General features: G+C 62.9%; 30 protein-coding genes. 5 read left to right on the forward strand and 25 right to left on the reverse strand.

Going from position 1 to position 20,229, the window contains the following annotated elements:
• Nucleotides 1-9: 9 nt before the first annotated feature.
• From FLM52_14530 to FLM52_14570, 9 genes are all read right to left on the reverse strand, one after another.
• Nucleotides 10-618: a hypothetical protein gene (locus tag FLM52_14530; protein NVN56958.1), complete on the reverse strand. Its 609-nt coding sequence runs from the start codon at nucleotides 616-618 to the stop codon at nucleotides 10-12.
• Nucleotides 619-620: 2 nt separating this feature from the next.
• The gene (locus tag FLM52_14535) at nucleotides 621-938 is read right to left on the reverse strand and encodes a hypothetical protein (GenBank protein NVN56959.1); all 318 of its coding nucleotides are present in this window, start codon (nucleotides 936-938) and stop codon (nucleotides 621-623) included.
• 4 nt (nucleotides 939-942) lie between these two features.
• Nucleotides 943-1,938: a major capsid protein gene (locus FLM52_14540; protein NVN56960.1), complete on the reverse strand. Its 996-nt coding sequence runs from the start codon at nucleotides 1,936-1,938 to the stop codon at nucleotides 943-945.
• A gap of 109 nt (nucleotides 1,939-2,047) precedes the next feature.
• Nucleotides 2,048-2,458, reverse strand: coding sequence for a head decoration protein (locus FLM52_14545; GenBank protein NVN56961.1), 411 nt, complete (start codon nucleotides 2,456-2,458; stop codon nucleotides 2,048-2,050).
• A 21-nt stretch (nucleotides 2,459-2,479) separates the two neighbouring features.
• Complete coding sequence (locus tag FLM52_14550; protein NVN56962.1) at nucleotides 2,480-3,538, reverse strand: Clp protease ClpP; 1,059 nt, start codon at nucleotides 3,536-3,538, stop codon at nucleotides 2,480-2,482.
• 9 nt (nucleotides 3,539-3,547) lie between these two features.
• On the reverse strand, nucleotides 3,548-5,014 hold the full coding sequence (locus tag FLM52_14555) for a phage portal protein (protein ID NVN56963.1): 1,467 nt from the start codon (nucleotides 5,012-5,014) through the stop codon (nucleotides 3,548-3,550).
• A gap of 31 nt (nucleotides 5,015-5,045) precedes the next feature.
• On the reverse strand, nucleotides 5,046-5,285 hold the full coding sequence (locus FLM52_14560) for a phage tail protein (GenBank protein ID NVN56964.1): 240 nt from the start codon (nucleotides 5,283-5,285) through the stop codon (nucleotides 5,046-5,048).
• A gap of 32 nt (nucleotides 5,286-5,317) precedes the next feature.
• Nucleotides 5,318-7,381 carry a phage terminase large subunit family protein gene (locus FLM52_14565; GenBank protein NVN56965.1) on the reverse strand — a complete coding sequence of 688 codons (2,064 nt, stop codon included), beginning with the start codon at nucleotides 7,379-7,381 and terminating at the stop codon, nucleotides 5,318-5,320.
• On the reverse strand, nucleotides 7,374-7,874 hold the full coding sequence (locus FLM52_14570) for a DUF1441 family protein (protein NVN56966.1): 501 nt from the start codon (nucleotides 7,872-7,874) through the stop codon (nucleotides 7,374-7,376). The genes FLM52_14565 and FLM52_14570 overlap by 8 nt, the downstream gene beginning before the upstream one ends.
• A gap of 388 nt (nucleotides 7,875-8,262) precedes the next feature.
• Here FLM52_14570 and FLM52_14575 point away from each other — a divergent pair, with 388 nt between their 5' ends.
• Nucleotides 8,263-8,484 (forward strand): DUF2188 domain-containing protein, encoded by a 222-nt coding sequence (locus tag FLM52_14575; GenBank protein ID NVN56967.1) that lies wholly within the window; start codon nucleotides 8,263-8,265, stop codon nucleotides 8,482-8,484.
• Nucleotides 8,485-8,501: 17 nt separating this feature from the next.
• On the opposite strand, the gene FLM52_14580 is transcribed toward FLM52_14575, so the two are convergent.
• From FLM52_14580 to FLM52_14655, 16 genes are all read right to left on the reverse strand, one after another.
• Nucleotides 8,502-8,996: a DNA-binding protein gene (locus FLM52_14580; protein ID NVN56968.1), complete on the reverse strand. Its 495-nt coding sequence runs from the start codon at nucleotides 8,994-8,996 to the stop codon at nucleotides 8,502-8,504.
• A 178-nt stretch (nucleotides 8,997-9,174) separates the two neighbouring features.
• Nucleotides 9,175-9,483, reverse strand: a complete 309-nt coding sequence (locus FLM52_14585) for a hypothetical protein (protein NVN56969.1) — start codon at nucleotides 9,481-9,483, stop codon at nucleotides 9,175-9,177.
• Nucleotides 9,386-9,811: a hypothetical protein gene (locus FLM52_14590; protein ID NVN56970.1), complete on the reverse strand. Its 426-nt coding sequence runs from the start codon at nucleotides 9,809-9,811 to the stop codon at nucleotides 9,386-9,388. Before FLM52_14590 ends, FLM52_14585 begins: the two co-directional genes overlap by 98 nt.
• Nucleotides 9,799-10,152 carry a phage holin, lambda family gene (locus FLM52_14595; protein NVN56971.1) on the reverse strand — a complete coding sequence of 118 codons (354 nt, stop codon included), beginning with the start codon at nucleotides 10,150-10,152 and terminating at the stop codon, nucleotides 9,799-9,801. The genes FLM52_14590 and FLM52_14595 overlap by 13 nt, the downstream gene beginning before the upstream one ends.
• Before the next feature lie 44 nt (nucleotides 10,153-10,196).
• Nucleotides 10,197-10,727: a glycoside hydrolase gene (locus FLM52_14600; protein NVN56972.1), complete on the reverse strand. Its 531-nt coding sequence runs from the start codon at nucleotides 10,725-10,727 to the stop codon at nucleotides 10,197-10,199.
• Nucleotides 10,728-11,013: 286 nt separating this feature from the next.
• Nucleotides 11,014-11,292, reverse strand: coding sequence for a hypothetical protein (locus FLM52_14605; protein ID NVN56973.1), 279 nt, complete (start codon nucleotides 11,290-11,292; stop codon nucleotides 11,014-11,016).
• Between the two features lie 231 nt (nucleotides 11,293-11,523).
• Nucleotides 11,524-12,081 carry a hypothetical protein gene (locus FLM52_14610; GenBank protein NVN56974.1) on the reverse strand — a complete coding sequence of 186 codons (558 nt, stop codon included), beginning with the start codon at nucleotides 12,079-12,081 and terminating at the stop codon, nucleotides 11,524-11,526.
• A gap of 35 nt (nucleotides 12,082-12,116) precedes the next feature.
• Nucleotides 12,117-12,653, reverse strand: a complete 537-nt coding sequence (locus FLM52_14615; protein ID NVN56975.1) for a VRR-NUC domain-containing protein — start codon at nucleotides 12,651-12,653, stop codon at nucleotides 12,117-12,119.
• Nucleotides 12,650-12,898, reverse strand: coding sequence for a hypothetical protein (locus FLM52_14620; protein ID NVN56976.1), 249 nt, complete (start codon nucleotides 12,896-12,898; stop codon nucleotides 12,650-12,652). The genes FLM52_14615 and FLM52_14620 overlap by 4 nt, the downstream gene beginning before the upstream one ends.
• Before the next feature lie 232 nt (nucleotides 12,899-13,130).
• A complete protein-coding gene (locus tag FLM52_14625; GenBank protein ID NVN56977.1) occupies nucleotides 13,131-13,406 on the reverse strand; it encodes a hypothetical protein in 276 nt (91 codons plus the stop codon).
• Between the two features lie 73 nt (nucleotides 13,407-13,479).
• Nucleotides 13,480-14,223 carry a hypothetical protein gene (locus FLM52_14630; GenBank protein NVN56978.1) on the reverse strand — a complete coding sequence of 248 codons (744 nt, stop codon included), beginning with the start codon at nucleotides 14,221-14,223 and terminating at the stop codon, nucleotides 13,480-13,482.
• A complete protein-coding gene (locus FLM52_14635) occupies nucleotides 14,165-15,145 on the reverse strand; it encodes a hypothetical protein (protein ID NVN56979.1) in 981 nt (326 codons plus the stop codon). Before FLM52_14635 ends, FLM52_14630 begins: the two co-directional genes overlap by 59 nt.
• 52 nt (nucleotides 15,146-15,197) lie before the next feature.
• Complete coding sequence (locus tag FLM52_14640; GenBank protein NVN56980.1) at nucleotides 15,198-15,413, reverse strand: hypothetical protein; 216 nt, start codon at nucleotides 15,411-15,413, stop codon at nucleotides 15,198-15,200.
• A gap of 41 nt (nucleotides 15,414-15,454) precedes the next feature.
• Nucleotides 15,455-15,775 (reverse strand): hypothetical protein, encoded by a 321-nt coding sequence (locus tag FLM52_14645; GenBank protein ID NVN56981.1) that lies wholly within the window; start codon nucleotides 15,773-15,775, stop codon nucleotides 15,455-15,457.
• Nucleotides 15,776-15,856: 81 nt separating this feature from the next.
• Nucleotides 15,857-16,351, reverse strand: a complete 495-nt coding sequence (locus FLM52_14650) for a tellurite resistance TerB family protein (protein ID NVN56982.1) — start codon at nucleotides 16,349-16,351, stop codon at nucleotides 15,857-15,859.
• 62 nt (nucleotides 16,352-16,413) lie between these two features.
• The gene (locus FLM52_14655; GenBank protein ID NVN56983.1) at nucleotides 16,414-16,761 is read right to left on the reverse strand and encodes a helix-turn-helix domain-containing protein; all 348 of its coding nucleotides are present in this window, start codon (nucleotides 16,759-16,761) and stop codon (nucleotides 16,414-16,416) included.
• A 20-nt stretch (nucleotides 16,762-16,781) separates the two neighbouring features.
• On the opposite strand from FLM52_14655, the gene FLM52_14660 reads away from it, so the two are divergent.
• The 4 genes from FLM52_14660 to FLM52_14675 all read left to right on the forward strand — a co-directional run bounded on the left by FLM52_14660 (nucleotide 16,782) and on the right by FLM52_14675 (nucleotide 20,218).
• Complete coding sequence (locus FLM52_14660) at nucleotides 16,782-17,477, forward strand: helix-turn-helix transcriptional regulator (GenBank protein NVN56984.1); 696 nt, start codon at nucleotides 16,782-16,784, stop codon at nucleotides 17,475-17,477.
• Nucleotides 17,478-17,647: 170 nt separating this feature from the next.
• Complete coding sequence (locus FLM52_14665; GenBank protein NVN56985.1) at nucleotides 17,648-18,115, forward strand: hypothetical protein; 468 nt, start codon at nucleotides 17,648-17,650, stop codon at nucleotides 18,113-18,115.
• A gap of 186 nt (nucleotides 18,116-18,301) precedes the next feature.
• Nucleotides 18,302-18,577, forward strand: a complete 276-nt coding sequence (locus FLM52_14670) for a hypothetical protein (GenBank protein NVN56986.1) — start codon at nucleotides 18,302-18,304, stop codon at nucleotides 18,575-18,577.
• Nucleotides 18,578-19,303: 726 nt separating this feature from the next.
• Entirely contained in the window at nucleotides 19,304-20,218 is a 915-nt protein-coding gene (locus FLM52_14675) for a recombination-associated protein RdgC (GenBank protein ID NVN56987.1), read from the forward strand.
• The last annotated feature ends 11 nt before the right edge of the window (nucleotides 20,219-20,229 follow it).

The following is a 20,229-nucleotide window of genomic DNA, read 5'->3' on the forward strand; positions in this document are numbered from 1 at the left end:
GAGAATGGGTCAGCTCAGGCGATCAAACTGCCTGATGAACTCATCAGCGGCATGCTGCATGGCCTGGGGCGCGACAGTCGCACGCACGTCAGACCACACCTGGTACACGCTGGGGCCGTGCATCACGCGGTAATCGCTCGGACCATCGCCGGTGCGCTCTGCCGGTGCCCACTGGCCACTCCCAGCAAGACGCACCCAGAATGCGCCCTCGATCCGCTTGGTGCCGCCGCCAGTCTTCACCCTGACGCCCTTCACGCCTGCCGCCTTGCGACCTGCTGCGATGCCCCGTGCTGGGTCACCCTTGAGGCCGCGCCGGCTGCTGGCCTTAACGGTGCGCATCTTGGCCCCGTAGCGCGTCAGCAGCACCGCGCGAGGATTGGCCGCAATCCGCGTCGAGAGATCCGTCGAGGTGGCGAAGGTACGCACCTTGAGATTGTCATTCACATAGCCGGCAGAAAGTGCCACCTGCTGGCGTATCGCGGCGCTGCCCAGAGTACGGGCACGCCGCGCGGCAGAATTGAGCGCGAGCTGCGCCGCCTTGGCCGCCGCCTTGGGTGCCAGGCGGTAGGCATCAGCGACGCCCTCGAGGTCGCGCAGATCCAGGCTTGTCGCTGCCATTGTCAGTACCTCGAGGCTGTCCAGCGCTGCTCGAATCCGTCATCGCCAATTGGCTCGAGCAGCGTCCAGCGGTCATCGGGTTTGCCGGTGTCGATCAGCGTGCCCCGATCCACCCGCCCCACCTCCTCAGTGAGCACACCGATCTCACACCGCGATTCCAGCACGATGCCAAAATCGTCAGTAATGGTGGCGTCACGGTCGATGATGATGCGGGTGGGGATGGGCGCGCCGCCACGCGGGGTAACGGTGGCGAGCACGCTGAGGCCGCCGACACCGAACAGCCGCCGGTTAGCGGCTGCCTCGATCTCGTCGATGCTCATTGGCTCAGGCCGTCTCGACCAAACGAATGCACGCGCCTGGGCGAGTGTTGAGAATGATCGGGTTCGACTGGGCCTCCAGCTCCACGCCCTTGCCATGCTTGAGGCGGTCGGTGCTGGAGTAGAACGGCAGGCCAATCGTGTTGACAGCCTCGACGTAATCGGCCGGCGCATAGTGCGCGATGAACATGTCGGGCACGCCCATCGGGATCACGATAGCCTCGCCGGTAGCGACAAAGGGCTGGCCGGCGACATTGCCCACGGCGCGCTCCCAGGTGATGCCACCAAACTCGAAGGAGTCGCGGCCATCGCCGCGCAGCTTCTCGCTCTGCTGATTGAGATACGCCTCGCGCACGCTCGGATGGCTGATCAGCTTGCGCCAGTAGCTGCGCCCACAGAACGCATGCGCGCCGGTAAACGGCAGCATCTTGAGCGCATCCTCGATGCCCTCGAGCACGTCCAGCGCCTTGGACTGCACGCTGGTGGTGTCAGTGTTGAGCGCCATCTTGACGGTGGTTTGCTGGATGCCGAAGGCGCTATAGAGATCCGTCAGCACGGTGCTGCCGTCAGCGTCCAGAATCTTTCCTTTCAGCGCGCCCATGCGCTGCCACTCGAGGGTGGCGTCGATACGGCGAGCCATCCGGCCCAGCTTCGTATCAACCACCTGCTGCACGCCCTCGAGCTGGTCCTCGCTGCCGAAGGCGCGCACGTTCTGCACTTCATCCGCGAGGATGGTGTCAGTCACCGGCAGGTGAACGGCATTGAAGGTGACGCCGGTGCGCTTGTTGCGCTTGAGCGGGTCTGCCGGCGCGCCACGCTCGCCAGCCGGCACCAGCGCCAGGGTGTCGCCATCCTTCTCGACGGTGGCGGTGGTAGTGGCAATGCCGGTTTCTTCAAAGATGCCCAGCTGGCCCAGGCGGGACGGCACGTAATCGGCTTCATTGATCGAGGCCGTCAGGCTGCCGATAGAGAAGATGTCAGAGGAGAAAATATCAGCGGGCATGTCGCCCTCCTTGAGATGTCGGGTGCGGTCGGGGTCGTGCGCTAGAAACGACAGCGCCGCCCAGTGGGCGGCGCATCAGACGGTGTGAGAGGTTGGGGCACGGTGCCTATCAGGCGGGGTCTTCAACGGCGAGCACGCCCGCCGGCAGCTCGACACCGCGCAGGATGATGCCGGCTTGCATGAGCGCGGCATTCATCGCGCCCAGCTGGCCATCGGTCATATCGGCCGCCCAGGTGACGCCGGTGCCATTCACCTCGCAATCGCGCACATGCGCGACAGCCGGCACCGGCCCATCAGTGGCATCTGCCGGTCCATAGAGGATGCCAGCAGCGATCTCGGTGCCATCGCTGGCAGTCGGGTCATGCGCCACAAAAGTGCCGTCAGTAGTCATGGCCAGCACGGTGCCGGCCGCCAGTACGCCAGACGCGACCACAATGGCCTCGCGCGAGCGAGAGCCGGCAGCCTCTGAGAGTACGTGCTCGCCGGTACGGGCCGGCTCGGTGTGTTGAATCGGGGTCATGATGCTCTCCAGGTGGTGCGGTTAGGATGCGCTGCGAGCGCGGCGGCGGGCATAGATGCCCTGGGTGTCGATGCCGGCACGCTGGCCACCCTCGGGCGAGTGGCTGGAATGCACGCCGGCGCTCGAGGCAGCGGCCACGTCGAAAACGTATTCGCGGGCGGTATCGGTCTGCATGTCGCTGGCGACCAGCTTGGCGAGCAGCTGGTGCTGGCCGGTGGTGGTGCAGGTGTCGATGATGGCGACCACGCGCTCACGCTCAGCCGCGACAGCCTCGCGCTGCAGGGCAGCGGTATCAGCCGCCGGCGCGTTTACCGGCTTGTCACGCCAGGCGAGGATCTGATCGCCCAGCTCAGCGGCGCGGGCCTCGGCCTGGGCCGGCTCGATGTCGAAGGCCAGCGCCAGGGCGTCGGCGGCGCTCATGGCGCTGGGTGCCGGCTGCGCCGGTGCGCGTTGCTGCTCGAGATGATGCTGGGCAGAGCGGCCGGCAGCGGCCAGGGCGCGGGAGTAATCGCCAATCGAGGCGGCCGCCTTGAGGTCAGTATCCACGGCGTCGATCAGTCCCAACGCCATGGCGTCCTCGCCGGTCATCCAGGTTTCTGCGCGCATCGCCTCCTGAATCTCGACGCGGCGCGGCTCGCCGGCACGCGCGACGAATAGCTCGAGGATGCCATTGCGGATGGTGTCGAGATCATCCGCGAGCTTGCGCATCTCGGTGGCGTTGCCCATGGCGACGGTCCACGGGTCGTGGATCATCAGCAGCGAGCCGGTGGCCATCTCGCGGCGGTCACCGCCCATGGCGATGGTCGCGGCGATAGAGGCAGCGATGCCCTCCACCCGCGTGGTTACCTGGGCCTTATGGCCGCGCAGATAGTTGGCGATGGCGATGCCATCGGCCACGTCGCCGCCTGGCGAGTTGATATGCACGGTCAGTGCCTCGACATCGCCCAGCGACGCGATGGCGTTGATAAACGCGCTGGCCGTGGTGCCGTCACCGCTCCACCAGTCGATGCCGATCTGGTCATTGATCCACACGTCAGCGTGACGGCCATCGGCGGCCGCCTGTACTTCAAACCATTTCATGGTGATTCCTCATTGGTCGGGGTCGGCGTCAGGGTCTGGGTCGTTCGCTTGCGCGGTGCCATTCTTGGCCACGCGGCGCGGGTCAGAATCGAGCACCAGCCCCTGGTCATCTGCGCTCACGTTGCCGCGCGCGATCTCCTTGTCGAGCTGATCGAGCGACCAGCCCCGCTCTGCTGCCGCCTCGCCGCGAGGCTTGAAGCCGGCGCGCACTTCCATCAGATCGGCGGTGACCTCCTTCACGGGGTCCACCCACTGCCATTTAGGCGCGATCCAGTCGATGGCCAGCAGATCCGCGCGGCGGCGTGCGTAGTCGGGAATGACCAGCGCCCCGCCGCTGACGGCGGTATCGAGCCACTTGGCCGCGATAGGCCGGCACCACTTGTGGATCACCAGGTCGGCCTGCAGCATCTCAGCCCGCCGGCGGAACTCCAGCAGCCCCGCACGGATCGAGGAATAATTGACGCCCTGCAGATCGCCGGTCAGCTGCTCATGCGTCAGGCCGGCACCGCGCGCCACCGCGTGCATCTCGGTGCGCAGCCAGTTGGTGTAGCTGCTGCCAATATCGGGCGGGTCGGAGAATGTCACCTCCTCGCCATCCTCCAGGTAGTGGATGCCGCCAGGCTCGAATGCATCAATGCCCTCGCCGCCCTCGCCATCCTCGACATGGGTGCCATGGGTGCCAAAGAATGGCCCTTCATCCTCGGGGTCGGCATCGGCCTTGCGCTTGACGAATGCCCCGAACAGCTGCGCCAGTTTCTGGCGCGCGAGGGTGGCATCCTGCATGGCGTCGATTTCATAGAGCCTGACGATCACGCTGGTCAGCTCGGGCACCCCGCGCAGCTGGCCAGGGCGGGTGCGCCGGAACAGGTGCAGCACCTGGTCGGCCGGCACCGGCACCCGCGTATTGATCTGCGCGGTCAGTTTCTCGGCAGGGTGGTAGCGCCAGAGATGGTAGGCGCGGCGCTGGCCGATGCCGTCCATCTCGATGCCCATTTTGATCACGCGGTCGCTGAGGGTGGTGGAGTGGCTGGCGTCCAGGTGGTCGGCCTCGATCACCTGGATCTGCAGCGGCACGCTCAGGCCATCGCTGATGCGGCGATAGCGGAAACGCCCCAGCACCTCGCCGGCCTCGAATTGACTGCCAATCGCCAGCGCCTGCAGGCCATAGAAGCTGTCCAGGCCATCGGCGTCGGCCTCGCCTGCCCAGCGGTCCCACAGCGCCTGGATCTCAGGATCTGACCACTGGGGTCTGATGCCGGTGCCCACCAGGTTGGCCACGTAGCTCTCGCGCGCGCCGCTGGCATAGGCGTTATTGCGCACTGCATGGCGACTGCGAGACTTGAGCAGCGGCAGCGAGTGAGCAATGGCGGCATTGGGGCCGGTGGTGGTCACACCCCGCCCTGCCATGCGTCGGCCCTGGCTTGCCCCTTCATAGGCGCTCGCCTTGATCCCCAGCCGCGAGGCGGCACGGCGCATACCCCGCGAGAGGGTGCTGATCACGCCCATATCACAGCCCCTTTGATGTCGTGGTGTAGCGGGTGCGGGATCTCAGCCGGCGGCCGATATGCGAGGCGCTGGCCACTTGTGCCGCGATGGTGCGCTCCAGCTCGCGCAGCTTGTCGATGTCGGCATCTGCATAGCTCAGCGTTTTGCCGTTGGCCGTGCGAAACGATGTCACCCGCTGGCCGGTGGCCAGATCGAGCACCGCCTGGCGAACGCGGGCGAGATCATCAGCGGTATATGCCATGGGGTAGGCTCCAAAGGTTGGCCGGCCACGCCCTATAGGCGCGACTTGACCACCCGCCGGCGCTTGCGCGCGGCCGGTGGCTTGGGTTGAGTGACGGCGGGGGCGGCGTCTGGCGACTGCGAGATCAGTGCGTTGTCATCCCAGGCAGCCGCCCAGGGCGGCGGCGCGTTCCAGTCGATGCGCTCGCCTTTCATCAGGATGAACAGCGCCAGGTTGTACACGCACAGATCAAACGCCTCATTGGGTCGCTTGCCTGGCTTGCGCCATTTGCCGCTCGCGGGGTCGCGGATCTCATACGTCAATTCGTCATACCACCAGCGCCCCAGCCAGCTGGGTGTGTGCAGGTAGCCCGCGCCGGCGTTGTCGCGGTCCATCATCGCGGCAACGGCGTCTTTCAGCAGATCGGTGCCCAGCAGGTAGAGCAGCACGTCACCGCGCGCAGTGGATTGGCGAGACTTGCGGCCGGTGTTGTCCGGCCACGTCTTGCGCACCCGCGAGCTGCCGCGCGTGCTCGAGCCTTTGACCAGGAAGGCGCGCGACTGCAGGCCATCGCGGCGCAGCCGGCGGTGCCAGTCATATGCCTGGCTGGTCACGCTCTCCTCGCCCTCGCCCTCGCCGCCGGTATCCACCGCGATGGATGCCACCGGCATGCGGCGGCCGCTGCCGTCCTCGAGCTTGTAGCTGCGCAGCAGCACGTCACGGGTCAGCAGGTCCCAGTCCTCTGGCTGGGTGGCCGGCGAGATGGGGCGCGGCTCCTGGTCATTGTCAGGGCCGCGGTCCTCCTTGATGTTGAAACGGTCGATCACCCAGCACTCGCGGTGCGCGCCCCAGCCCTGGATCTGCACGACAAAGCGGCGATCCTTGCCGCCCTGTACATCCACGGCAGCGGTCAGGAACCGCACGCCCTGGGGTACGGTGCGGCGCTGGTAATCCTCGGAGCGATCAGCCAGCCGCTCGCTCGAGCGTTGCGTGGCTGCGCGGCGGCGCAGATAGGGCCGGCCCCAATCGGTGTTTATCACCGCCTTGAGCGTTTCCTGGCTGTCGGTCTGCTGGTAAGTCTCCTCGGCACGCCTGAGCTTTTCATTCAGCGACGCCCAGGACTGGAAGGCCGCGGCCGGCCCCTCCATCCAGAATGAGGCGATGCGCGATCGCCGCGGGGTGCCGGTCATCTCGCCGGCCTCATCGAGCTGGGCACCCTCGGGCACCCAGCGGCCAGCCAGGTTGAGCTGACGCTTTGCCGCGGGGTCGATCTCGGTGCCGCAATGCGGGCAGAACACGCACCCCGCCTGCCGTGAGAAATTGTCCATCACCGGCGGGAACCACTGCCGGCAGTGCGCCTCGGGGCACTGCCAGTACCAGAGCCGCCGGTCGCCGGCGTTGAACAGATCCAGAATGCCGGTGGTGGGCGGTGCCATATGCGGGGCATCGTCGGGTCGCCGCCAGTCGGGATCGGTGATCTCGCGCCCTGGCGAGGACTCGGCCAGCGTCATGCCGGTTGAGCCAAATGTCTGGGTTCGCTTGCTGGCGAGCAGGAACGCGCTACCCTCGCCATCCACGTCATCGGGCAGGCGGTCGAAATCGGTGATCAGGACAAACTGATAATCGCTTGAGGCAAGGACGTTCTTTGACGGCCATTTGATGCCCAGGTAGTTGCCGGCGCGAAAGGTCTTGTCATGCACGTTGTTGTCGTGCCCGCGCGGACTCATGCGCCCGACCAGGCGAGGCGAGTTGACCAGCATGCGGTCAATGCGTTTCTTGCTGAACTCGCGCGCCTTCTCCTCGCTGATCTGCACGATCAGGCCATCGCCTGGGTCACACTCGATCTTGTAGGCGACATAACCATCCACTAGAGCATTGGTCTTGCCGGTACGCGCGGGGCCGACAAAGATCACGGCGTCATAGAGCCGCGATCCCATGCAATCCAGCGGCTCGCGCATATACGGGGTGGTGTCTGCGCTCCAGTCGCGCACGGTGCCATCACCGCTGACCACCTTCATGACCTCGGCCGCTGACTCGCTGGGCTGGATGCGTCGAGGCGGCCGGATCAGCTCGGCCACGTCGCGCCGGATAGAGGCGGCACTGGCGGTGCTAGTCATCGGCGCTCTCTCCATCATCCGCGATTATTGCCTGGTACATCTGTTCGCGCAGCGCGTCGGTCACCTGCTCCACTAGCTGGATGCTCTCGGGAGCCAGGCCGGCGTCGCGCTCCAGCATGTCGGCCAGCGAATCCAGGCCACTGGCCACCGCCTTGGCCAGCCGGCTCATCTCGCGGTGCGCATCCTCCACCGGCACCAGCAGGCGCAGCTGCTGCTCGAGCTTCACGCGCTCGGTTTCGGACTGATACCACGCCTTGCGATCCTGGGGCGGCAGATCATCAGGATCACCGCCGGCGGTCCCGATCATGTCGGAGTACAGCGCGGGGCCGACATCCGCCAGGGCATAAACGCTGGTACTGCCACGCTGGCCGGCCGGTACTACACCAGCGGCGCGCAGCCGCTTGCGCACGGTGTCGCGGTGTAATCCGAAGGCGTCAGCAATGCGCGTGATATTCCAGTGGTACGCCTCTTTTAACGCGCTGATGTCTGCCATGCGCTGGCCACCTCTGCTGATCACGTCACTGCCGAAGCATCGGCACCATCGGCACCTCGAAAGTCAATAGCTATGCGGGATTACGCACGGTGCCGCTGCCGACGCTAGAAACCCGAAAAAATGCCGAGATCCGCGAGTCTGCGCCCCCGTGGTTGCTCCACCCCTAGCCAGAAGGACCCGCGATTTTTCTGCATGCCGCGTGGTTGCTGGGATACAGACCGATCACGGCCTACCAGGCATTACCGCGATGTGAGTAACTTTTCATTTGGTATCCACCCCGAGAGGCAGTCGTCTTGCCCCCCCACACATAGGCGCCCGGCATGAGTGCGGCGGTTTGATAGGCACAGACCTTCTCCTCTACTACGTTGAGAGTTGCGCATACACGAACATGCAGGGGCACCGATCAAAGGAGGCAGTCATGATGCTCGAGCTATATCTCTATCGCTGCACTGACGGCTGGGCAGTACGTCGTGAGCTCGAGGATATGCCGCACAAGACATTCAAGCAGGAAGCCGAAGCCCGCGAGTACGCTGAGACTCTCGCCCATATCCAAGGCTACAAGCTCTATGTCATCCACGATGGTGGGAACGGACGAGATCGTGTGCTGTGACTGAGGCAAGGGAGTGATCATGAGTCGATGGGCAGCGCCATCTGAAGCTCTTGTCGCCAGTAGTCAGCACGAGACTCCAGTGCCGGCTTGACCCATCGATGGCTGGCCAGTTCGCGACCGGCAAGGCTCCCCTTGGCATTCTGGTCATCCAGTGCGCGGCAGGCCTTTTCAAACTCTTGCATAGCGCTCAGCTCGCCCCGCATGAATGCGTCGATTCTAAGGTCACACCATACTGCGAACCGGACATCCAGCCATTGGGCGAACCGGACTCCGAGCTTGGGGTGCAGCCATGTGCCACTGTCATAACGACCACGGCGGGTTTTTAAAAGTGACTCAGGATCACAATTAAGTGCCGCGGCAAACTCTCGAAGATACGCCCGCGTTTCGTCTTGCTTAAGCCAATCCACAGGGCGCTTATGAAAGCGCTTGGCAATGTCGGTGGCATTGATCCAGCCATCTGTGTTGAAGCGGATGGACTGGCCTTCGTAGTCGAACGGAATAACGTTTGTCATCGGTAGAGCCTTTTAGAGATAGAGCCTGTCACCCAGGAGTCGCCAACCCAGAGAGGCCCGATGAAGCCATCGGCGCTCCTCAGGCTCTATCCTGAAAGGCTCTGGTAAGTGCCGGGCGCGGGTGAAGCGCCCACAAAAAAGCCCCACCGGATGGCAGGGCTTTTCAATTCTTGTGGTGTTACTCAGCAGTCGTCTGCTCGGCCCCATCAGGGCCATCGGCCAGGCGCTCGAGGATCGAGGCCGTCGCCGTGCGGTCAGCATTGAAGCGACGGCGCTGCGACTCATAGTCAGCCAGCAGGCTGAGCAGATCACGGTTGGATGTCACTGGCCTATCAGGCGCAGGCAGTGGATTGAGCAGGTAGCTCGGCACCTCAGGTGTGCACTGCCACTCAGTGGGCATCACCACTGGCTGGCGCTCGAAGGCGCTGCAGCCACTCAGCAGCAGCATCAGGCACAGGCCGGTCAGCCCAATCCCCAGTCGGCGCATCGTCGTTCTCCATTCGGCGAGCAGCTGCTCGAGCAGCCATGATTGAACGGTCATCCAGGGCGCGACTAGCCTCGCGTGCCTCCAATGCGACGGACAATCGCTTCATCTGATTGCCGTAGTGCAGCGCCATCATCTCGAGCCCGCGGTTGACCGCCTTCTCGGTGGATAGCTCAGCCTTGAGGTCATTGGCATGCTGCTCGGCCTTGGTCGCCTCATAGGTCTTCATCGCACCCCAGCCCAGCACCACTGCCATCAGGACGACCTCGATCTTCACGCCTGATATCAGCTTGCGGCCCCATGCCCACGCGGTCGTGATCAGTGCAGCCATCGTCCCAGCACCTTATCGAAGATGGCGTCAGACTTGGCACGCAGCCACTCGACACCGAGGAAAGCGATCGCAGCCCCGATGGCCACGGCCATATCCTGATCCAAGCCGCCCCAGTCCAGCAGCGGCTTGAGCGCCAATGTCAGGCCCCCCACCAGGGTCGCCTCGAGCAATGACTTGTAGAAGCGGCCTCCGGCATGCAGGCCGCGCAGCAGCGCGATCACGAATGACAGCCCCGCTGCATAGAGGTTGGCTTGATACGGCTGTAGCCACTCCAGCAGCATCTGCCATGTCGATGGATCGCGGTGTGGCATATCGGCGGGCTCGTGGTCGTCGTCATGCATATGGCCTCCTGAGTCGGTAGGCCCTGCGTAGTTCGTCGTTATCGTTATGCGATGTGGCCGCCAGCACGCACGTACACGCCCAGCAGCTCATCGGTATCAAGCTCACGCTGGCCGTACCCTGCCCCCGGCAGGCTCGCCCAGATGCGCCGACAGGCGTGGATGGCCTCAGCGATGCGCCCGTCATACACCAGCCCCAGTGCCCGACACTGGCGGATCAACTGCTTGGCCGCCTCATCCTGCGAGGCTGGCGAGAAGTCCGGCAGGTGGAAGCGCTTGGCCAGGTCATCCCAGGTACGGATCAGAAATTGATAGCGGCCAGCTGCCGTCGAGTGAATGCCCAGATTCGGCAGCCATACCGACTGGCGGGGATGATCATCGAAGCCGTCGAAGGTCTTGCCGCCCACCAGCACGTCATAGCCCTCGATCGAGCTGAAGCGCGGCGTGCCCTCGGCATAGGCAATGGTGTCCAGGAAGGCCGCCAGATTGCTGGCATCATCAGCCGCCGGATCAACAGGCGCATCGAAGCCCACCAGCTCGACCTCATCGAGCCAGTGCGCGGGGGCATGTGCAGGCATGGGCATCACCGGGGGGCAGATACGAAAAAGCCCCGCCGGATGGCAGGGCTCGGAAATCACATGGAACACACTAAGAATATCGTCTGCGGGAACGACCGTGCTTCAGTGCTGCCTCAGCTACGTTATGAGTGAGCAGCGTAAATTCACATTCCTCGACGACAACATCCAAGTCTATCCCCATGTCGTCACACACAATGCATAGAGACTCACCAAGAGGCCTGAGCTCTCCTCTCTTGGCCATCTCCACATGAGTCACACAAATGATGTCATCGAGCATAGACGCACTCTAAAAAGGCGGATGGTTTGAAAAAGCGGTTATTTCTGCGTCACGCTCAAGGTATGAATGTCTCAGCGCCCTGCGTGCCTCAAAGCGCTTTTTCCTTGAACGCGCCTCGTTACAGGCCTTCACAGCCAGCTCGCGAGTCAGCCCTAGATGCTGGTACTGATCAACCACCTCACGAATGGTGTAATGCTCTGCTTCGATAACCAGATTTAACGCTTTTCCTAGATCGTAAAGATTACCACCCGCACCTCTTGCGACCAATTCTTGGGTGATTATTCTCATGAACTCTGTATCCATTTGGTAATTTTTGTAAGCAAGATATCGACACTGCTTCGTTTATGCTTCAACGAAATGGATATAAAGAATCTGTTGACTTAACGCGACCTTCATGAACATGCAACAAAAAGCCCCGCCAGATGGCAGGGCTTTGAAATGAGCGGTGATCCAGAGACGCAAGAATCACACAATAGCTGGATCGTACCCTCTCGCGGCCGCTTTTGCAACATGTGGTAGTCAGGCCGCCATTTCAGCCTGATAAAGCACCATATACAGTAGTGAGTCACGCCCGCGCGCTGCTGCTTTTCGAAGCGACGTAGATGACTTGAACGGCGCCACCTTCACCGCCCCGGGCACCCACCCCAGCCGCGCCAGAATCGCCACCTGCGCCGCCACGGCCTGCGATTGGGTCATCATGCGCGGCGACTGGCAATGCTGGACCGGCGGGATGGCATAGGCCGCCAGCAGTACCGCCATACGCTGTCGATCACTCAGGCGTGACAGCAGCGCCGCCGCCATCGTTCGCCACTGGCTTTCCTGCTGATAGCGCTCTGCCGCCTTACCGACGTGATCCACCAGGCCCGTGCACTCACCACGCCCTTCCCCCATGCCGCCCACCGATGACACCTGATGCCACCCGGCATTCTGATGGCGTAGCCCGGTGCGATACTCGATCTCTTCCTCGAGCAGCTCATCCAGAGCATGCGCCAACGCCTGCTGACGCCTCACGCCCTCCGGCAGCTTCTCGATCAGGCGGAAGGTCTCCGCCAGCCCCATATCCTCGATCCGCTGCATGTCCTGCCCTCCTGCTCCGGGTTACTACGTGAGCACTATGCCGATGCCTTGCGCCACTCACTGCCATGCGGCATCACTTCTGGTTCACCGGCCACCACCGTCTCGGGCCAGCTCGCATAGGCCACCAGCACCGCCTTGGCCTCATCCACGCCCTTGGCCAGCACTGCCAGATAGCCATTGCCCTCCATCTTCTCCAGCCACTCACGCTGAGACTTCGCCAGGGCGGCATCATGTGGCGGGGCCGCTTTGAACTCGATGTAGAGGCCGTGATACCCACCGCGGGCCGTGGCCACCACCAGATCACTTACCCCAGCCCGCACGCCCTGCATCTTCAGGTCTGCTGCCGTCTTCTTGTTGCGCTGGCCACCATTGGGGACGTGGAAGGTCACACCGTGCAATAGCTGCCCCACCTGCATACCATTCTGCTGCTGAGCGTACAGCCAGCGAATCAGCACCTTCTGCTCCAACCCTTCACGGTCGATGCGTGGTGCCGACTTGCGGGCTTGGCCGGCGGTACGGTTCGGCGACTTGCGGGCCGCCACCTTGGCGGAAGGATGTGTTGCCCAGCTCATGACGATGCCCTCACCTGATTGGATTGCCAGCGGCGATAGTTGGTGATGATACGGCGCAGCATGTGCGCCGCCCTCGGCTCGTGATCAATCTCGGCCCGACTCTCCACCCCGCAGGCCGTGCGAATGAAGTCCACCGCGTCTTCCTCCTTGTGCGTACCATCCGGCAGCACATTGGTATCGATGCCGTGTCGAGCCCGGCGTGCCTGATCCAGATAGCGATGGAATCCCTCGGCCTGGCACAGCATCGCGGCCTTGCGGGCCAGTGGACCGCCAGCGAGCTTGGGTGTGGTCTCAGTCACGCCTGCCCCCTCAGTCGCTCACCATTGGCATTGAAGCGGGGAGCGCCCAGGGCAATGCAGCGCTTGCACGTCCCCAGGCAGGCCGCCAGCTGATGGATGGCCACTCGCCTGCCGCAAGCAAAGCAGCGGCGCAGGGCTGAGCGATTCGGGCGCTTGAATCTGCCAGCGGGGCGATAGCTCACTGCAGCACCCCCAACATATCCGGCTGACGCTTTACCGGTGCCAAGCGGATCAGGCGGTATTCATGTGCGGCACTGTCTCCACGTCGGCGGCTCTCCACGATCAACCCATGCTGGCGCCGCAGATCTCGCAGGCGGGCACTGATGGCTGCCTCACTATCCAGTCGATCGAAGCGCTTGCGGATTTCGGCAGCCAGCTCATGCAACATCAGCCATGAGCGCGATTCACTGAGCGCCAGATAGGTACGGCCCAGCTGACTTGCGGGATTGTCCAACGTCGCACGTCGTGGCCGTGGGGTTCTGCCAACATTGGCACCGCCCGTGGTTATGAATGCATGATGCTCATGATTACCCATGTGCTAACCCTCCCCGCATAATCTTCAGTGCTTGAGTCGGTGTGATGCCTACCAGATCCCCCGCTGCTTGGCGTGCTTTGTCTTCCCCCACCATGGCGGCACGCTCTGCCGGTGACAGCTGGCCGTCATGTCCAATCGCTGCTTGCGGCTTGAGGTCATCACCCCGGGCGTATCGCTCCACCACCTGCTGGTAATACACACGGAAGGCGCGTTCGTGCTTGTCCATGCGCTGATAGCTGGCAGAGGCCATGCCATGAAGATCCATGTGCTCGCCCGCGGCGGCGATGGCCTCATGCGGGTACGGCTTGCCGGTGAAGGCGTGGTCCTGCAATGCCTGCCAGGCGGTATCGAAGTCCGGCAGGCCCAGCCCCTCGGGTGTCATCTGGCATAGCTCAGCGAACTGCATGGCGCTGTCCGGCGGGAAGGCGTTGCCACGCTGCTGGAGTGACTTGGCCGTGCGGGCCTTCTCGGCCTGCAAACCACAGCGCAGGTGCTGGGTGCTCAGGTGGCTCAGGGCTGCCAGCCACTCACCTTCCACGTCACAGCTCACCCACTGGCCATTCTCCTCAGTGCCCCAACCCATCTCACGGCAACGGCGATGCCAGTGGGCGCCATGCAGCTGGGCCAAGCGATCGAACAACGCATCCACCGCCTTCTGGCTCACCCGTGGCAGGTCATCACAACCACTCGCCATCGATGATGTCGCCGGACGGCGGCTGGCCTTCGGCTTGCTCACGGCGGCGCTGTTCAATGAGTGCACGCCCTTCAGCGGCTGAGAGTTTCGAGTTACGGATTGGACCAGTTGAGCGACGGCTTCCATGGGTGCCTCCAGCGTTGCGTGCAGTGTTGTTCGATGTGTTGGCGTTCTGGCTCATGCGGGCCTGGCGGGCCGCCTCTCGCTTGCGGTTATCACTCACCCAGCGCACGAACTTGGCGCACCAGGCATGATGCGAGTACGTCCGGCCCGGCTGATCCGCGAAGTGCGCGGTGAAGTCCGCCAGCTCGCCCTGATCCCATGTCAGGCTCGGGTCGCCTCGGCGCATCGTCTCCGCCTGCCAGTGCGTGGCATCCGGCTGCCATTCCAACGTCATCGGTACCTGACGGGTGCCGGCAGTCACTTGCGGCTGGCCGTTGTCTGCCTGCTGGGCCGTTCGTTCGAAGATGCTCGGCTCGCCCGCGCTAGAGAGAGAGGGGGGAGAATCATTGGAACCCTGATTCGTCGGAGATTTTTCCGACCCTGGCTCGGATATTTTTCCGACCCGGCTCGGAGATTCCTCCGAGGTCGGATTTTTTTCCGACCCTTGAGAATCAGGCGCCGAGGGACAGATCGGAGATTTTTCCGCCCCTGCCGAGCGGTTCCAGGTCACACCCTTCTCGGTTAGGCGCATGTACGTCCGGTTGTCGCAACTGGTCATCACGATCAGGTCGAGCTTGGCCAGCTGCTTCATGAGCCGGTAGGCGGTGTCGTGCTTATCAGTCAGCATCGGGAGCTCTTCGCAGATCTTCCCCTTGCCGATGTTGTAGTAGGTGTGGCCATCGATCTGACGCGCATTTGCCCAGGTCGGCACCTGATGCAGAAACGCAAACAGCATCGCCTGCTGAGCATTGAGCCCCCACTCGACGGCCTTGACTTGGTTGATAGCAACGAGGTACTGCATCAGAGATATCCCCGCATCGCGCATTGGCGGCTCGTTTGTGATCGATGCAGAGTCATGCCTCACCTCCTGCCAGTGTCAGATACTTGGCAGCGCGGGCCTGATGCCACTGCATGCTGCCCAGATCGCCGTCCTTGTCGCCGCGACGGGCCGCCAGCAACGCATTGCACTGGTGCCAGACGGCATAGGCCGAGTGATATTCGCCGGTGTGGCGCGGCTGGTCTGGCAGCAGCTCCTTCAGCTTGGCGATCTTGCGGCCAGCACGAGACATCTCTATCTCAAGGCGTGCTGAACTCATTCGTGCCGTGATACTCATGCCGATACCTCATCGCCCTTGGCGGCCATACCCAGCGAAAGACGCTCGAAACGCCCTGCCTCGCTCATGTGATGGTCGATCGACAGAGTGCGGCGGGCATCCGCCTGCGCCGTCTCACCCTGCCCCTTGCCGCATTCCAGCAGGGCCACTACGGCCAGGTGGTGCTGCATGCTCATGCGCAGGTCAATCACGCCACCCACTCGCTCACGCTTCTCGATCATCACCGCCAGCCGATAGGTCTCGGCCTTGAGGGATTCACAGCTCCAACCCCGATAGCTGGTCAACATCTGCCTGGCTTCACTCGTCTTGATCGTCATGCCATACTTCCTTGGCGTTTTGAGATGCTTCCCCCGTACTGGTTTGGACGCCTTCGGGGGATTTTTGTATCTGGTGCCCGATTATCGGCTCACCACCTTCAGCGGCTTGCGCATCGCCTGCAGCTGGCCCATCAGAGTGCTCATCTGCTGCTCGATGGCCTTGTGCTGCGCTTCAAGCTGCGCCGCCTCTTTGTCATCTATCTCGCCATCCGCAATCGCCGCCTGAATCAGCGCTGCCATCTCGCCCTGCCCCTGCTGGGCATCCAGCACTGACGCGAACACGTCACCACGGCTCACCTCGCCCTTCTCGCAGCGCGGCACCGCCACCATGCCCAGGTGATCGAGAAACGGAGCGATCAGACGCAGCTGGTGCTCGCGGTCCACGTTCCAGAAGATCCCCACCACGTCGATCAGTCGCAGCGGCATGGGGTCGTCCTCGGCCACCCGGCGGTAAAGCGACTTCACCGACATGCCGATATCGCTTGCCAGCACCTTCGGGCAGCACTCGAAAACCACGTCGTGTACCGCGTCCAGATAGGCATCCATGTCACGTTCAGGGGCTGTATGGCTGTCCATGGTGAATCTCTCCGTGTTCGTTCCGTTTAAGCCGATATGGGCGGCGGGCTATGCTGTGGGTGTCAGGCGGTGTTTGCAGGCAGGAAAATATCTGGCCTCAGATCATTCGCACTCACAGCGCCATGAGTAGCCGATACGACACTCCTCACCTGATGAACTGGAACCCTCCCAGCAGCAATCCATTGGTGAACGGCCTGCTGAGAAACATTGCAAGACCGCGCCAAGGCGCTTTGGCTGCCTACGACCTTGATCGCTTTCTCAAGGGCCTTGCTTGATTTCATCCGGCTTCCTCCAAGAATTTCTTGTAAGCGAGGATAATCACGTGACCGCCGATTTACAAGCCATTCTTGTTTTACCTTCCACAAGCTCGCCTTGTAGGCTTGCGACGGGGCTCCATGAGCCAACCGCATGCCCTCAAGCAGGTAGTCAGATGGAATTTAAGGATCGACTCAAAAAGGCGAGAGAGCGCCGTGGTCTGAACCAGACTCAGCTCGGGGAGACGCTTGGCGTCTCAGCCCAAACCGTTCAGCAATGGGAATCTGGAAAGACAATGCCCAGGCACAAACGGATTGAGGCGCTAGCCAGTAAGCTGGACGTCAGACCTCAATGGCTGCTACTGGGGCAAGGCGAAATGCAGGAAAAGCGGGGCAATGAGCTGATCTTCCATGAGACTGAAATCGTGGATGGCGACGCGCCACTTGCTGAGGATGAGGTGGAAATCCCCTACTTTCGCGAAGTCGAGATGGCGGCGGGCGATGGCCGCACTCAGGTCATCGAGAACCATGGGGCCTACATGCGCTTCAGTCTTCCTCGCCTGGCGCGTGCCGGGGTAGACCCCAAGCAGGCCGCCTGTGCCACTGTCTCTGGGGATTCCATGGAGCCAGCCATCTTTGACGGCTCCCCCATCGGCATCGACAAGAGTTGCCGTCACATCATCGACGGCAGGGTGTACGCCTTGGATCACGGCGGCATGCTGCGCGTGAAGCGCCTCTACCGCTTGCCGCTGGGACGCATGCGGGTGGTCAGTGACAACCACATCGAGTATCCGGAGGAGGTCTACACCCTGGGCGATCCGGATGCCCCGAAGATCATCGGTCGTGTCTTCTGGTGGGAAACCTTTGCCTGAGAAATCCTCGTGCGCACGCGTAACCAGAGAGAGTGGTTCAAATAGGTAGGTTCTGGGGGTAGCACTGGTGCGACCCTCCCCGTAGCACTGGTGACACCCTCCCCCAGATTCAAACAGTGCTAACCTTGGCAGACCTCATCACTCCACATGACTCGCAAGGAGGCGAACTCATGGGAACAACCATCATCGTCCTGCTGATCGTTCAACTGTACTTCCTGCCGTGGTTTGCAGTGATTCACGCTGCGTACTACAAGGGCGTCGATGTGCCTTCAGCGGCTGCGGTCGGCCTCATCGGCACCCCGATGCTGGGGTTTCTGTATGTCATCGCTATGCCGGCAGACCCGGTGAAACTCAAGCGCCGCCGACTGCGTAGCGCCAAGGCCACTGACAAGGAATGCCCGCACTGCCTCTCACTGATCCCCAAGCAAGCCACCATCTGCCATCACTGCGGCCGCAATAGCGCCCTGACCGCCAGCCAGCCCGCACGCGGGGCGAAATCACCTACCCCGCCCCCAACCCCACCCCAGCCACCAACGCGGGAGCCAGCCCCATTCCGGCCGGCAGCTTCGAATATGCCGAACACGGCGGCACAGACACTCAGGCCGCCGAAGCGTACAAGCGCCGCATCGAGAACGTAGACCGCTAAGCCTCCCGCAGGCCACCTGACCCGCCCATCGTGGCGGGTTTTTATTGCCTGCATCCAGCACGCTACAAGCAAAAAAGGAATATCCAAAAGTTTTACTTGTATGAACAAGCAAAACTTGTAGACTGATTCCCATCGACACGGCACATCGCCATCGTCACTGAGTGGATTGGAGCAGCCCATGACCGACACAGCCCGCAAGCATCGTTCAGCCATCACCCTCGCCGTCATCGTCGGCGGTCTGGTCACGCTCGCCAGCCTCACCCAGCAGACCGATGGCCCACGCCAGCTGACCGCCAGCGAAGCCGAATACTGCGAGATGACCGCCATGTGGCAGGAAGACGCCAAGGCCGGTTTCGCCGAATCACAGCGCCGCGGCTGGCCGGACTTCCACGGCAATGCCGCCAGCCTCTGCTCCCCTCAGATTACGCATGGTCAGCAGCTCGCCAGTCGCTGATCGGACCTCGCCCCACGGCCAGCAGGTGGTGCCAGTGGGATTGCGAGCATAACCACCCGCAGGTAAGGCGCCGATTCCTCCCTTGCGCTAGCGGCCTTACCCCCGACACCTGGGCAAGTGGTGTGACAGCTGGAGAGACAGCGCTTATCAGAGGGCATCGGCACTGCCGGTATCGCCTGATGAGTCCCGAACCGCCGGGCAATGCGGCTGCTCTTTAACAATCAGATATGCCCAGCCCGCCCGTAGCGCTAGACACGCGAGAGGCCGCTGGGAGTACGCCGCCCAGGGCTGTCGAAATACTGGGAATACGACCTCGCCGGCCGTGCCTCCATCACTTGTGCACCGGGCTGCACCACCGGCGTTGTAATGGCCCTGAGAATCTCGACGATGCGATTAAGCCGAGAGGAGGGAAGCCCATGCCAAACCACAAAGGAACCGGATCATCTGGTATCGCAGCTGGATGAAATGGCGCTGCCCTGGGCGAGATCAGGGCATCCAAGAAAGGCTATCAGCAAGCCATCGCTCTATGCGCCGGCTTACCCATGCCCTTTCCCTGCAGTGCCTGTGCTTCCTCGCCATGTCCCTGGCGGGGTCTTTTGGCACCACCCTTTTCATCGTGTCTCTCGGCGCACCTTGCCCGCCCCAACCGGCGGGCCTTTTTGTGCTCACACGCCAGTCTCTTCTGGGGGCTGACCTGTGCGTTCAACCATCCATGAGGAAGCCTCCATGTGGTTCAAGAATCTACAGCTCTACCGTCTGCACGACAGCACACCGCTTGATGATGGCCGCCTGGCTGAATGCCTGCCGGAGCATCGTTTCCGCCCAGTCTCGGGTGTCGAGGCGCGGCGCATTGGATGGGTGCCGCCCACTGCCGGCGGTGACGCCCTGGCGCATGAGGTGATGGGTCAGCACCTGGTCACCGCGAAGGTGCAGGAAAAGCTGCTCCCCGCCGGCGTAGTAGCGGAGGAGCTGGCAGAGCGAGTGAGTCAGCGCGAAGCCGTCGAAGGCCGGCCACTACGCCGCCGCGAGCGGCTGACGATGAAAGAACAGATATTCGAGGAGCTGCTGCCGCGAGCCTTCACCCAGTCACAGCGCACTGATCTCTGGTGGAGTCGGCCGGCCGGCATGATCGTGGTCAATGCCAGCAGCGCATCGAAGGCAGAGCAGGTGCTCGACCTGCTGCGCCAGACGCTGGGCAGCTTGAAGGTGACACCCATCGCGGTCCAGCGGCCACCCAGCCAGGTGATGGGCGAATGGTTGGCGCGGCCAGAGACGCGGCCGGATGGGCTGATCATTGGCGATGCCGTCACGCTGGCAGCGCCTGATGACGAGGATGGCGTCTTACGTGCTCGCCTATTCGACCTCGATGGCGAAGAGATCCAGACGGCGCTGAGCCTGGGCCGGATACCCACCAGCCTGGCCATCGAGATCGACGGGCGCGTGGCCTTCACCCTGGGCGATGACCTCTCGATCAAAGGGCTGCGATTCGCTGATGCGGTGATCGAGGAGGCCAACGCCACAGAGCATGAGGACGCCGCGGCGCGCATCGAGGCTGATTTCCTACTGATGGCCGGCGTGCTCGAGGACGCGCTGACGCATCTGATCCACTGGATGGGCGGCGAGGTCCAGCCCACCGCATAGGCAAAAGGAGA

It is taken from the genome of bacterium Scap17 (assembly GCA_013376735.1).
Classification (GTDB): domain Bacteria; phylum Pseudomonadota; class Gammaproteobacteria; order Pseudomonadales; family Halomonadaceae; genus Cobetia.